Here is a 13,264-nt window from a genome sequence, read left to right on the forward strand (position 1 = left end):
AAGATCGGGTTCGCGTTGCCGTTTCGACGTCGGTCGCTACCGTGGACCGTGTCGCTCCCGCCGACCGGCGAAGCCGCACTTCCCGGCCAGCAATATTAAGAAGCGGCACGGGACCGCCAGTTTTTGTCGCGTCCTGGCGGTCCCACCACTTCTACTTCCAATTGATCCGCCCGAAGAAGCCGGCGATCTCGGCGGCCGCGCGGTCGGGGTCCTCGCGATGCGGGAAATGCCCGACATCGGGAAACATCCCAAGGTCCAGATTGGAGAAGGTCTCGCCTAATCGGTCGGTCCAGGCATAGGGAAACAGCGGATCGTGCTCGGCCCAGCGAATGCAGGTCGGAACAGTGATCGGCGGCAGCGCCGGGGCTTCGCCCTGCATCATCCTCACGCGCGCCGCATGCGACGCGCGATAATGCGCAAAGCCGCCGGCGAGATTGCCGGGCTTGAAGAAGTTGTCGGCGAAGTCCTCGATCACGTCGTCGAACGCAGCCTTGCGGTGCGACCAGTTGTGCAGGAAATGGCCGATATAGCTGCGGCAGCTGTCTCTGTTGGCGCCGACCAGCGCCGGCGCCATCTCCATATGGTGGAACGACTGGTACCAGATGTGGTTCAGCCGGTCGGGCGCGGCCATCCGCGGCCCGATGCCGGGATAGACGAAATCGAAGAAAAACAATCCGGCGATGCGCTCGGGCGCCTTGCGGGCGAGGGGCTGCATCACGGCGCCACCGACGTCGTGGCCAACCACGCCGGCCTTGTCGATCCCGAGCGCGTCCAGCAGCGCCAGCATGTCGTCGGTATGCTGATCGGGGCCATAGGGGCCTTCGGGCTTGTCGCTGTCGCCGAAGCCGCGCAGGTCGGGGGCGATCAGGGTGTAGCGGCCGGCGAGGCGCGCCATGACAGGCTTCCAGGTCAGCCAGAACTCCGGCCAGCCGTGCAACAGCAGCAGCGGCTTGCCCGTCCCGGTCCGCGCGACGTGGAACGCCGCGCCATTGGCTCGAATCGTCACATGCTCCATGGCCCGCTCCTGCTCCGGCTGGTTCGCTCGCGCGCCGATCGAGCCAGAACCGTTCTGCTAGCGCTTTGTTTCCGCGCCCTTTCTCCGGCCGTCCTGGTGCTTTGGTGGCGCGAGGCGCGGGTGACGGAAATATTATTGCAGCGCCTTGTCTGGCCCGCCATCCTCGCCTAGAACACGCCCCGACCGCGGGTGGCGCAAATCACCCGGGCCATCGGAGAGGTGGCAGAGTGGTTGAATGCACCGCACTCGAAATGCGGCATAGGTGCAAGCCTATCGGGGGTTCGAATCCCTCCCTCTCCGCCACCCTTCAATTGTCCAGCCCGGAGACATGGGTAACAGGTCGTACCTAAGACGTCGACCGTTAAGAAGCCGGATTGAGCTGAGCTGGGCAGTTGAGCGTGTGCCAGAGCGAGACCAACAATAGGCGCAAAAGTTCTCTGAACCAGGCGAGGATGCGACGGAAGTTGTGGCCGACGGCTGAGAGGACGACGTTGGCGGCATCGCCGGCGCGGCCCTTGAGGTAGCACCGGCCGAGGTGTCCTTCAGCCTTGAGGTGTCCGATGATGGGCTCGATGGCGGAGCGGCGGCGCAGCTCGCGCTTGATGGCGCCGAAGACACCGCGCTTCTGGCCGGAGATGAAGACGCGGCGGGGATTTTGCGCGTCGTGGCCGCGGTAGCCCTTGTCGACATAGGCCCGCTCGATCGCGCAGCCGGTGAGTGTCTCGGTGCGGTCCATAACGTCCCGCAACGTGTGACCGTCGTAAGGGTTGTCGGGCAGCGACCTGGCATGCAGCACGAACAGGCCGCCGGGGGCGCGGCGATTGTTGGTAACGATGGAGGCCTTCACGCCGAACTCGTAAGGTGCGGCGGCCTTGCCCTTGCCGATGCATTCCACCTCCGGGGCATGGAAGGAATAGAGCTTGAAGCCGCGCTGGCGCTGCTGCTGCGATCGGATCTGCGTGGCCCGACCAAGCGGAAGGGCGAACGCCTCCTCCAGCGTCGCCTGGCCTTCGATCTTGCGACGAATGTCGCGGATGATCCGACCCAGCCGGCTGCGCAGGATACGCAGCTGCCGCTGCTGCCGGTTGAACTGTTTGGCGTGAGCGTAACGGCCCGCCATCATCGCCGCGCTTTTTGCCACGCGACAATAGGATTGCCGCAGCCTGACCCCGTGCTTCCTCGCCAGACGGTTCAGCCCCCGGATCGCTGCATGCAGCAGTTTGGCGTCGGTCGGGAAGCTGATGGCCTTCGGTTGCACTGTGGTGTCGATCGTGACCCGCTTGAGGTCCTGGCTGCGTAACGCACCGGCCTCGTGCGCCACCCGAAGGCTCTCGGCCAACAACCGCTCCAGCTTGTCGCCGAGCCGCTTGCGCCAATGGCTCAGGTCCGAGCGCTCGTGCGGGAAAACGTGCTGGAAAAACTCTTCGCCGGTGAAGAGCTGGAAGTACGGATCGTGGACCCAGCGTTCGCACACCCCCTCATCGGACAGCCCGTAAATGTGCTTGAGCAACAGCAGCCCGATCATGAAGCGGGTCTCGATCCCAGGCCTGCCGCTCTCGCTGTAGAGCGGCGCGATCTCGCCGTCGATCCAGTCCCAGTCGATCTTGCCGGCAAGCAGAACGAGCTCGTGCTTCATGTTGATGATCTGGTCCAGCCGTGCCCGGAACAGATCGTTCGATCCCGTCGTCTTGTGCTTCTTCGGCCGCATCGTCCCTCCGATGCACCACAGAAGCACGGTTCACAGCAGAGAGGAATCCACAAAACGAATTTGCAAGGTTTGCGGCCATCAAGCCTCAAATCCCTGCAATCTCAAACGCCATCAAATCCCAAAAACAGATTCCCCCTCAATCGCTTACAGGCTTGTTCACAGCCGACTAAGACATGGGTGACAGCCTCGTGCCGAACGGGTTGTCGAGGGGTTGCAGGGTTTTCTGCTCCAGGTCGAAGTATCCCAAATCATAGTGCATGAAGCTGACGAGCCAAATGCCGTCGTCGACCTCCTTGATGCCGAGTTTTTGTCCAGCCAGCACGGTGGAGAGGTTGATGCGCTTGCGATGCAGGCAGAGCCGTCCACAGGCGGTGACGAGTTCCCCGCCGATCAGGCGTTCCTGGCCTCGCTCCGATCGGCCGGAATGGGCGGCCCGATCGATGTGCGCGCGGCGTGGGGGATGTTTTGCCACGACCTAGCGTGCTGGCAGCTTGTTCGGCCATGGCGCGTTGATGATTGAGGTCACGGCTTCGAAGCAGTGCGTCGGCCAGGTCGGCATCAACCATGGACCGCTGTTTCCGGAGCAGGAGCTTGGCTGGCTGCTCTATGACGGACAAGGCTACGCCACTGAGGCGGCGCTTGCCTTGCGCAACTGGACCTTTGCGGCAGCGCGATCCGCTACAGCCTCGACCTCCCGGTATTTCGAACAGCCTTAGCGGGAAAACTAGCGATCCGAATCAGCCAACTGCGCCGTTTGGCGCCCGCCGTTCAACTCTCTCAACTGATTTACGTATTCCTCAGGCTTCAACAAATGGAATGGCGCCTTCAGGCCCATGAAGTTGGCGATGCGACCAATAAAGGCCGTGCAATTGGTCGTTTCCGCATTCCAAACAGGCGAGGTCGCCTGGAGGTGCTTGATGTACGCAAAGACCTTCTTCGCGTCGGCCTCGCTCAAGTACACGCGATAGCTGGCCGTCAGATACTGCTCGTCAAGGTCGCCGTAGCTCGCTCCGGTCTCGGAGGGCACCCAAGTAAGATGTCCGAGCACATAAGGCAGGACATCGCCCGCCGGGTGCAGCCCGGCGACTTCGACCTGCTTCTCGCTTGTCTTGCCGTACCAAACAAACGCATGCCCATAAGAAGCCGCCGTGCGGGCACGAAAGTCGACGTAGTACGGCCCTTTGGCCGAGGACCTTCGAACCGGCTTCGCGGCTGCTCCGGAAGCGGGACCGCTTGAACCCGCGACGGCCGTTGCCACAACCGACCTCGTCGACGGCTTACGCGGCTTGTCCTGCCGCAGCGGCGCTTGATCCGTTTGCGCAGCCAATTGCTGCGCATGACCGATGCCGGCTCCCAAAGTCACGGAAGCCACAATGACACCAATTCCGGGAAGCAGCCACAAGCCGCCCCGTGTCCGATTGGATTCTGGCACGTTCAAGCCCTCACAAGGGTAGTCGGCCCCAAGCAGCGCCTTCAGCAAAACTAAAGCGTGCGCTGACTGAGCGATCCTCGAGCTAACCCTTCGTCACGATCGGAGCAGGAGCTTTTCCAACCGGGTACTTACCGACGGGGTACTTGCCAACCGGATACTTGCCGATCGGCATCTTGCCAACCGGAGCCGTAGCAGTAACCGGCTGCGGATGAGGAAGATCTGCCGCGCTGGCGGCAGCCACAAAACCAAACGTCGCAACTCCAGCAACCAGGAACTTCAACATCGTGATCTCCGAGATGGGTAGCGTGAACATGAACAGCCTACCCTCTAAAGGCCATGGCGTAATTAACGCTGTAGCAAAGCTGGCGCTTGCGCGGTCATTTCCTTGCCGAGTGTGACAAAAACGGCACGGCATTATTGCTTTGTGTGAGTATCCGGACGTGAGTTCGGCGAGAGGAGTCTCTTGTGGCCGGCTCAGAACAGCCTCGGTAAAAGGCGTCCGGTCCGGGCCATATATTCGCGATACTCGTCGCCGAAGGCTTCCAGCATCATCTGCTCTTCTCGGGCAACTCGCCCGAAAAACAAGGTTCCAAATCCGATCAGGCCTGCGAAACCGGCCACCCAGTTCGGAAGGAGCAATGCCTGAGCAGCAGCCCAAAGCCAGAATGCAGTATACATAGGATGGCGAACTGTCCGATAAATACCGTCTGTGATCAGGCGATGATTTTCCCGCACGTCGAGGCTTAAGGACCAATTCCGACCAAGAGCTCGGTGGGTCAGCCGGAACATGACCAGCGCCGCAACCGCGACGAAAACACCCAGCCAGGCTTGAGCTGGCCGGAAAGCGTATGATGCGAAATGAGGCATGGCCGTTGCGATGTAGACGAGCGGCACAATGCCAAGACCCGTGAGCGATATCAGCAGCAGGGTGTTTTCGCGCGAGCCTCGGGCGCTTCTCGCGACCTTTTCACGGCGAGCACGACGCGCGTGTCTGTAGCGGATGAGATACCAACCGACCGCCATCATCACGAACACGAGCTTGGCAATACCGGGCGTCATCATGGACCACGCGCTTGTTTCGCTGGCGCGCCATCTTCGCCGATCATCGAAAGGATAGCATCCTTGGCGAGCGTCTGAGATCTGACAGAAGCACGTCCACAGACCGGCATGAACCAATCATACAGGGCTTGCGGGTCGTTTCCACCGATTAGTTGGCAGTCCGACAGGTGGATCCTGGGTGGATGCGTCGCCCGGTTCGCTCTATCGAACCGGATAGCACAATGCCGGCATGGCAAGGCTTTTTCTATCTCGCGCGCGGCGGAGGCACGGTGGCTCTCCGGTCTATCTCCAACACTCGCGGGAGCAATTGCGACGCTATGAAAGCATGCCCGGCAGCCGTGAGGTGAATAAGATCGAAAGCGTAATACTGCGGAGGAATCTCTTCGTCGTACAAAATGACTTTGATGGCGCGATCACGGAGCCGTCGCTCCATCGCCGCGATGTTGGCCGCCCGCTGCTCCTTCGTGACAAGGAAGCGCCTATCGTTGCCTCCAGGCTGCAAGATGACGATGTCGGTTCCCTTTGGCACGTCGCTATCAATGCGCTTCAACATGCCGGCGGTGGTGTCAAAGGGAACTCCGGCATTGGCGACGGTCGCATTGACGCCCTTCTCTCTCAGCAGGGCTTCTAGCTTGGCCGGGTAAGCGCCTTGCCTCCCAACGTACCAGCCTTGGGTGTTGCTTGCGCCGACTGCCACGATATGAATCGGCTTTGTGAAGGCTGCACACACGGCCGCCACGCAACAAATGGCGATGGCGGCTGAGAGCTTTCTAAATGGCGTCACTGACTTTCTCCCGGCCTAAAGTGCTAAGCAAAAACAACACCGACACCGGGCTCCTGCAGGGACCCAATCTAAAGCCTCACATCTTGCGTCAACGCCAACTTCAAACTGTCCTTTTGGACGGTATGCTAAGAGTTGGTCGAAGCTCGGGCTGCAGATGAAACGGGTTCGAAGGACTCTGATTTCTTCGTGGGCGCGCGACAGCCGATGCGATTGCCCTGATCTTTCGTAGAACCATGCTATGCAACGCCGTGTCTTTATCGATGTTGAAGTGAGTGACGTTTGCATTACGAACATAGAAATTCGTCAGCTCGCCGCGGAAGCCGGGTCCGCGACCTATTCTAACGCCTTCATTTTTGTACAGATTTAGAACGCGCCCTACGTTGGCCGATGCCATATGCGACGATGTTCCGTCGAATGGGACGACCAAAGCAACCGGCACGCCCATTTGGCCAAGGTGCTCCGCCATCGACATCACGGCATCTGCACCAAGAGAGTGCCCCACCAGTATGATAGGCCCGCGCTGGCCTGCCCTATATCTTACGATGATTTCGTCGGCGACGCTTCTCCATTGAGTGTGATTTGCGACAGCCGCGACAACGCCAGCCGCTTGCAACTGAGCGGCAAGGTCGTCCATGCCCAAAGAAAAGACGTTCAACAATCCGCGGAATAAATAAACGTGCGCCGCAGAAGAGTGCAGTCGAGCGGGCGAATTTGTCGATCTAAGCGCCACCGCCGTTCCGGGCTTCGCCTGAGCCCCATTGTTCAAAAGCAGACTGCTTGCCAAAAGAATCGTCAAGCCGGCGCAAATCAGCGCCGTGCTGCAACGCAATCTCTCCATTGTCAGAATCCCCGCCACCTCAGGTCGAGACGCATTAAATCAGACTTACGAATCGTGACAATCCTGAACGGCTTCGAAAAACGCGTTGAGGCGCGCAATTGGCTCGCTGTCGCGGATTTGCCACACGAAGAAAGCGATCGTGCCGCGACCGTCAGGACCCTCTACTGTCAGTGACTCCGGCGCCCTGCGCTTTTTTGCTCAAAGCCAAACTCAACGAGTGCCACCCCGCGGACGAAGTGGTAATTTTACAAGCCGAGATCCGCATCATCCATGTCAGGTTCGCCAAGGGCTGCGGTCAACGAGGAGTAGCGCCAAAGTGTCCATGCATTTCCGTCTTACAGAATGAGCGCCGATCAATATCTTTACAGAATTCGAGCTGCTGGATGATTCGACGACGGCACGTCTTTCACATTGGTGGTTACGATCCAATCACCCCCGAAGAGCAGGTCGAGCGCTTGCGGCGCTCGCTCTCGAGCTTCCAAAAGATTTGGGGCGCTTCTTCACGGCTGTCGGAGATATCGAACACGTCTGCAATTAGTGCTTCATGCAGCCTGGAAGCATGGGGGCCAAACTGGAAAACTCACGTCACCTTCGAAATACTCCGCTGGGATGATCTCATTCGGTGCGATTCGAAAGCCGGCTTCGTGTCTCGTCTCGTTCAATCCTTGAAAGCGCTATTCGACTTCATCGTGACGGGAACAATATTTAGATATGCGATCGCGAGCTGGAAGTACGCTGTCTTTTTCATCTTTCCATATTGCTGCTTGCTATTGATCGCATTTTGCAGCCTTGGGCTGTCATATCTGGTGATCAGGCTCATACACGCTACATTTTGGATCGAATTACTGCTTGGACTTTCTTTGTCGCTTGCCATCTTCGTCGGCGCGATGCTCTGGATCGGACCAAAGCGTAGGATAAATCACATTCTCGATGATGCCATTTTCTCCCACCAATTTCTTTACGGGCAGAAGAACAAACTTGACGAGCGGCTCGGCGCTTTTGCGAACCTGATATCAAGAACGGTTCGGGCCGCAGAAGTTGATGAAGTTCTGATTGTTGGCCACTCCCTCGGCGCAGCGCTCACAATTGCGGCGGTGGCGCGCGCGCTGAAATCGGATCCTCCGCTCGAAACGTGTGGACCCAAACTATGCGTTCTCACGGTGGGCGCTACCATTCCTAAATTCGCGCTGCATCCGATGGGCGGCCAAATACGGAAAGCGGCGCAACTTGTGGCCGGAACGTCTGCGATAGGCTGGGTCGAATACCAGGCTCGAGATGACGCAATCAGCTTCTATCGCTTCGACCCCGTCACTCTGAAACGTGTCAGTCGAGACCATTCAGGTGGCCACCCAAGGATTCGGCGCGTCCAAATACATTCAATGATAAGTCCAATCCGCTTCAGACGTCATCGATTCGATTTTATGCAGATTCACTATCAGTTTCTAATGGGAAACGATCAACGTTCGGCTTACGACTATTGCATGATTACTTGCGGTCCGCTCGATTTCGACGTTTCGACTTCACCGTGCGGAGCGGTTGGCCTGTTCGACGCGGACGGTTCGGTGATGACGACCAAAGTTGATGATCGGCTGGATCCGTCATGCCGAGAATAGACGCGAGCCAGCGCAGCCAGGCGTCGTGCACGACATCCGTCGTGCACGACATCCTCCGCGTCCGCGACCGAGCCCAGCATCCGATAGGCTAGCCGGATCAGGCGCGGACGCAGCTCGGTGAAGATTTCGGCCGCCGACGCTTCGGCTGCATCGTTCATGACGCTGCCCGAACGGTCGCCGTGGCCGCGTCACGGCCGCGCACGAACTAAAGCGCGGTTTTCGCGACCCGCTTTCCCAGGTGACCGGCGGTTGCGAGATCGGATCCCGGCGGCGCGGTGTCCGCACCCTCGTCGGTGTTCGATTGCGCGCCGGCTCCCAGCCAAAATCCCAGCCTGTTCGGATCGGCTTCCGATCCCGATGCGGAGTTGTTCCCTGGGGGCAGATCGAGATTGACCCAATGCATCCCATGCTGCGCGGCGAACAATGCAAGCTGGATCAATGTGGACAGCTTGTCGCCGGCGTGTGCCCCCGAATTGGTGAAGCCTGCCGCGAGCTTGTCTTTCCAGCGATAGCCTTTGGACATCACCGCGCGTGAAGTTGCTTCCTGAAAGGCTTTGAAGGCCGCGGAGGCGGCGCCCATGTAAGTGGGCGTGCCGAAGATCAGCGCTTCCGCATCCATCAGCCGATCCCAGTTCTGTTCCACGTTCTCGACGGGCACCAGAAGCGCCTCTGCGCCATCGATATCCTGGACGCCGGACCTGACGGCCTCCGCCTGCCGCCGGGTATGGCCGTAGGCGCTATGATAGACGATTGCGATCAGGGTGCGACCGCCGCCGGTTCCGAGTGTGTGCATGCTGTCCTCTGCTGCTGCCCTTGCAGAAGCCAAGACAAGACAGCGCGTCGAAACGTGACATGCCCTGCGAATTTTCGTCCGGAGGATGTTGCTCCAATTGACCCCCACGCAGGCCGGGAGCGGCGGCCGCCGGCTCCTTTGCATGGGGTTGTTTTCGATATTTTGGCGGGAGCCGCGGTCGCGTCGGGGGCGATCGACCTCGCCGAAGGTTGACCCCGACAATCCCATCCATCATCACCGGGTGTCGGCAGCGAGGTCGAACCTCGCGCGGTCGCGCCGGTAACCTTAATTTTTCCTTTCGATTGTCGATAAAGTTTTATCGATTATCCTCGTGACAGTTGAGCGGTGTGACGAACCGCACGATGAGCGGCAACAGCCGAGTGGCTGGACGACCGCTCTGAAATCGAAGGGTGGGCAGAGCGCAGTGCCAGCCACCTTTCGGGCTGTCCGGCGGCGGCCGGCGGGGCAAATCAATTTTGAAGTGCTTTTGATTGCCAGGTTGCGGCGCATATCGCTCCGCATGAAGCCTTTCAATTGGGATGTTCCAAGATGACGCTCGCGCATGTCTTGATCGCGGCCGGTGGCGGCTTTTTGTTGCTCGCTGGCTTCGTCGCATTTGCCCTTTGGAGAAACGCGCTTCATTCGACGGCGCGGATTTAGCAACAGACCAGATTCAGCTCCGACGGCCTCGCGCTTGGGGACAAGCGAGGCTGGCGGGATGGCCGCACCGCCGCGCGGCCTGACAGCCGAGCACCGCGCCTTACGACCTACCCCAAGGCGACGCGTGCTCGGCTGTTCACTTTCCTGACCAATCTTCGTCGTTCGAAACATTGATTGCGCAATGGCAATTGCTCCGCTCTCCGCGTCACCTCCACGACGCGAGATCCAGTCTGCGCGTGATCGCGATGGCCTCGAGGAAGGCCTCATCGTGGCTGACGACCAGCAGCGCGCCGTCATAGGCGCGCAAGCCGGCCTCGACCGCTTCCATGGATTCGATATCCAGGTGATTGGTCGGCTCGTCGAGGATCAGGAAAGGCGGCGGCCTCACGCCGCCCAGCACACAGGCAAGACCGGCGCGAAGCAATTGGCCGCCGGAGAGGCTCGCAACGGCCTGCAGCGCGGCATCGGCGCGGAACATGAATCGCGCCAGCGCCGCGCGACAGGCGTTCTCGCCGGCGTCCGGATTGATGCGGCGGAAATTGTCCAGGATGGAGGCCGAGGCATCGAGCAGGCTGACCGCCTGATCGAATACGGCGAACCGGGTCATCACCTCGACGGTGCCGCGCGCCGCGGTCAGGTCGCCACCGACGAGCTTGAGCAGCGTCGTCTTGCCGGCACCGTTGGGGCCAGTGATCGCGACGCGCTCCGGACCCGACATGGAGAAGGTGACGTCACGCAGGATCGGCGCTTCCGTGCCGTAGCCGACATCGGCCGCGTCGATCCGCAGCACCATCCTGCTCGCCGGCAGATGCGTCGAGGGCAGCTGCACCGCGAACGGTTGCAGCACCTCGATGCGTTGCCGCGCCGCGGTGGCAAGTTCGAGCGCTTGCGTCCGCCGTCGTTCGGCGAGGCGGGCGTTCTCGCCGCCGCTGTCCTCGCTGCGGTCCTTGCGCAGCCCGGCGGCGATGCGCGGCAGATCGCCCTTGGCGCGCTTCCTTGCACCCGCGCCGTCCTTGCGCGCCTTCCGTTCGTTGGCTTCTCTTGTGTTACGGTCGATCTCGGCGACGCGCTTCTCGGCATCGGCCAGATCGTGTCGTGCTGCCGACAGCTCGATGGCCTTGCGTGCGCGATACTGGCTCCAATTGCCGCCGTACCGCCTGGCTTCCAGCGATGTCAGTTCGACGATCGCATCCATCGTCTCCAGCAGTTCGCGGTCGTGGCTGACGATGATGGCGCCTTGCCGCCAGTCGGCGAGCAGGTCGATCACCGCCTCGCGTCCCGCTCGGTCGAGATTGTTGGTCGGCTCATCCAGCAACAGAAAGTCGGGCTGCGCGAAGGTCAGGGCGGCGAGGCGCGCCCGGGTGGCCTGGCCGCCGGACAGCGCTGCCAGCGGCGCGTCGAGTGCATCGCTCAGTCCGACGCGCTCGAGCGCGGCCGCGATGCGCGTATCGAGCGTCCAGTCGACGTCGGCAATCTCCTCGGAGCTCGCAAGGCCCTGTTCGGCACGACGTAGCGCGGCCAATGCGCGGCGCGCGTCGAACAGGTCGACGACGCGTTCATCCGGCTTTAGCTGAACCGTCTGATGCAGCATCCCGACGCGTCCCTGAACCGAGACCGTGCCGGATTGCGGCGTGCGCACCCTCGCGATGAGGTCGAGCAGCGTCGTCTTGCCGACGCCGTTCCTGCCGACAAGGCCGGTGCGTTCAGGTCCGAAATTCAGATCGACATTGGAAAGGAGAACCCGGCCGTCAGGCGCGGACAGGGTCAGGTGAGAAAGCGCGATCGATGCAGGCATGAATATCCCCGAGGGCAAAGCTGATGGGCGTTGCTGTCAGGGTGAAATCCATGGTCGCCGGCATCCTCGTGGATTGATAATTGACGTGATGTAGTTGTCTATTGAGCCGGGATCAAGGCGCGAACCCAGCCGTCACGCGGCTTCGGCGAAGGTCCAGCGGTCGGGATCGGGTGTGTGGCCGATCAAAGCGAGGCCGTAGGCGATCGATTCGAATTGATCCGCCGAAGTCAGCCGTGCCGCGCCGAAGCGCTCGGCGAACAGCCGCTGCACGGCCGGCACGAACGAGGTGCCGCCGGTCAAAAACACCTTCTCGACGTCGCGCGCGGTGATGCTCGACTTGGCCAGCGCCTCGTCCACCGTCGCGCCGAGCCGCTCGATGTCGTCGGCGATCCAGGATTCGAAATCGTCGCGCGTCACTGTGGCGCCGATATCGATGCCGTCGCGGGCGAAGCGGAACTCGACACGGTCGCGGCTCGACAGCGCGACCTTGGTGTCGGACACGGCGCGATAAAGCGCGAAGCCGAGATCGTGGTCGACGATGGTAATGAAATCTTGCAGCGGCGCCGGATCGAGCGCGGTGCGCGCGAGCTGCTGCAACTCGCGCAAATCGCCATTGCCCCGCATCATCGCGAGCTGATGCCAGCGGGCAAGGCTCGAATAATAGTGATTGGGGATCGGCAGCACTTTGTCGAACGAGCGGTAGCTGGTGCCCTTGCCGAGTCGCGGCGAGACGATGTGGTCGACGATGCGGTAATCGAAGGTGTCGCCGGCGATGCCGATGCCGGCATGGCCCAGCGGTTCGGCGCGCAGCACGCCGCCCTTGCGCGAGAACCGCATCACGGAGAAGTCGCTGGTGCCGCCGCCGAAATCGGCGACCAGCACGGTGGCATCGTGGTCCAGTGTGCGCGCGAAGGAGAACGCCGCGCCGACCGGCTCGTAGACATAGCGCGCATGGCCGGCGCCGAGCCGCTCGAATGCGGCGCGGTAGCGCTGCATCGCGAGCTCGTCATTGGGATTGCCGCCGGCAAATTTCACCGGACGGCCGACCATGATGGTCGGCGCGCCGAGATCGAATCCTTCGCCGGCATGGCGCGTCAGCGTGCGCAGGAACGCCGCGAGCAGGTCCTCGAACTTGTAGCGTTGCCGGAAGATCTGGGTGGTGTTGAAGGCCGAGCTTGCCGCGAACGTCTTGAACGACTGGATGAAGCGATGGATCGTGCGTCCCTCGAGGAACTGCTCGATCGCCCACGGGCCGCCCTCGGCGCGCGGATGCAGGCCCGCGCCCGGCCGCTCCTCCCAGAAGCACAGCGCAGACACATAGACGCTATGCGTGCGGCCGCCGTGGTCGAAGCGAACAGCCTCGACGCGGCCATCGCCGTCGGACAGCGCGACCCACGGTGTTGCTGGTCCCAAAATCGACGCCAATCGAGACGGCGGGCGGGGCGCTCGACATGTCATGCTCGGATTGTCTGTGAAAGGGGGCGGACCTTTAGCGGCTTTGGCCGGATTTGCCAACCCGTCTGGACGCTATCCAGCTGGGCCAGTTCCACCTCCCCGGAAGGGGAGG

General features: G+C 61.2%; 10 protein-coding genes, 1 tRNA gene and 4 pseudogenes. 3 read left to right on the top strand and 12 right to left on the bottom strand.

Going from position 1 to position 13,264, the window contains the following annotated elements; translation table 11 throughout:
- Window positions 1-151: 151 nt before the first annotated feature.
- Window positions 152-1,015, bottom strand: a complete 864-nt coding sequence (locus ACVWZM_RS19495; protein WP_456854295.1) for an alpha/beta fold hydrolase — start codon at window positions 1,013-1,015, stop codon at window positions 152-154.
- Window positions 1,016-1,228: 213 nt separating this feature from the next.
- On the opposite strand from ACVWZM_RS19495, the gene ACVWZM_RS19500 reads away from it, so the two are divergent.
- Window positions 1,229-1,318, top strand: a tRNA-Ser gene (locus ACVWZM_RS19500).
- A gap of 58 nt (window positions 1,319-1,376) precedes the next feature.
- Here ACVWZM_RS19500 and ACVWZM_RS19505 read toward each other — a convergent pair.
- The gene (locus tag ACVWZM_RS19505) at window positions 1,377-2,723 is read right to left on the bottom strand and encodes an IS5 family transposase (RefSeq protein WP_456854297.1); all 1,347 of its coding nucleotides are present in this window, start codon (window positions 2,721-2,723) and stop codon (window positions 1,377-1,379) included.
- A 166-nt stretch (window positions 2,724-2,889) separates the two neighbouring features.
- Window positions 2,890-3,102, bottom strand: a pseudogene (locus ACVWZM_RS19510) (IS481 family transposase); the annotation flags it as partial.
- Between ACVWZM_RS19510 and ACVWZM_RS19515 the strand changes: the two are divergent.
- A pseudogene (locus ACVWZM_RS19515) lies at window positions 3,070-3,397 on the top strand (GNAT family N-acetyltransferase); the annotation flags it as partial. The pseudogenes ACVWZM_RS19510 and ACVWZM_RS19515 sit on opposite strands and share 33 nt — an antisense overlap.
- A gap of 50 nt (window positions 3,398-3,447) precedes the next feature.
- Here ACVWZM_RS19515 and ACVWZM_RS19520 read toward each other — a convergent pair.
- The 5 genes from ACVWZM_RS19520 to ACVWZM_RS19540 form a co-directional block, all read right to left on the bottom strand.
- Complete coding sequence (locus tag ACVWZM_RS19520; RefSeq protein WP_253588530.1) at window positions 3,448-4,125, bottom strand: hypothetical protein; 678 nt, start codon at window positions 4,123-4,125, stop codon at window positions 3,448-3,450.
- A 112-nt stretch (window positions 4,126-4,237) separates the two neighbouring features.
- Window positions 4,238-4,438: a hypothetical protein gene (locus tag ACVWZM_RS19525; protein WP_057020971.1), complete on the bottom strand. Its 201-nt coding sequence runs from the start codon at window positions 4,436-4,438 to the stop codon at window positions 4,238-4,240.
- A gap of 191 nt (window positions 4,439-4,629) precedes the next feature.
- Complete coding sequence (locus ACVWZM_RS19530; RefSeq protein ID WP_456856713.1) at window positions 4,630-5,214, bottom strand: protein-S-isoprenylcysteine O-methyltransferase; 585 nt, start codon at window positions 5,212-5,214, stop codon at window positions 4,630-4,632.
- A gap of 244 nt (window positions 5,215-5,458) precedes the next feature.
- Window positions 5,459-5,998, bottom strand: coding sequence for an SGNH/GDSL hydrolase family protein (locus ACVWZM_RS19535; RefSeq protein WP_229191613.1), 540 nt, complete (start codon window positions 5,996-5,998; stop codon window positions 5,459-5,461).
- Window positions 5,999-6,098: 100 nt separating this feature from the next.
- Window positions 6,099-6,836 (bottom strand): thioesterase domain-containing protein, encoded by a 738-nt coding sequence (locus tag ACVWZM_RS19540; protein WP_456854299.1) that lies wholly within the window; start codon window positions 6,834-6,836, stop codon window positions 6,099-6,101.
- Window positions 6,837-7,219: 383 nt separating this feature from the next.
- Between ACVWZM_RS19540 and ACVWZM_RS19545 the strand changes: the two genes are divergently transcribed.
- Window positions 7,220-8,449 carry a hypothetical protein gene (locus ACVWZM_RS19545; protein WP_456856876.1) on the top strand — a complete coding sequence of 410 codons (1,230 nt, stop codon included), beginning with the start codon at window positions 7,220-7,222 and terminating at the stop codon, window positions 8,447-8,449.
- 38 nt (window positions 8,450-8,487) lie between these two features.
- Here the strand turns inward: ACVWZM_RS19545 and ACVWZM_RS19550 are convergent.
- From ACVWZM_RS19550 to ACVWZM_RS19565, 4 genes and pseudogenes are all read right to left on the bottom strand, one after another.
- Window positions 8,488-8,607: pseudogene (locus tag ACVWZM_RS19550) on the bottom strand (sigma factor); the annotation flags it as partial.
- 47 nt (window positions 8,608-8,654) lie between these two features.
- Window positions 8,655-9,242 (bottom strand): flavodoxin family protein, encoded by a 588-nt coding sequence (locus tag ACVWZM_RS19555; protein WP_253590533.1) that lies wholly within the window; start codon window positions 9,240-9,242, stop codon window positions 8,655-8,657.
- A gap of 865 nt (window positions 9,243-10,107) precedes the next feature.
- Window positions 10,108-11,697: an ABC-F family ATP-binding cassette domain-containing protein gene (locus tag ACVWZM_RS19560; RefSeq protein ID WP_456854301.1), complete on the bottom strand. Its 1,590-nt coding sequence runs from the start codon at window positions 11,695-11,697 to the stop codon at window positions 10,108-10,110.
- Window positions 11,698-11,829: 132 nt separating this feature from the next.
- A pseudogene (locus ACVWZM_RS19565) lies at window positions 11,830-13,150 on the bottom strand (Hsp70 family protein).
- Window positions 13,151-13,264: the final 114 nt, after the last annotated feature.

This window comes from Bradyrhizobium sp. USDA 4501, assembly GCF_054062115.1.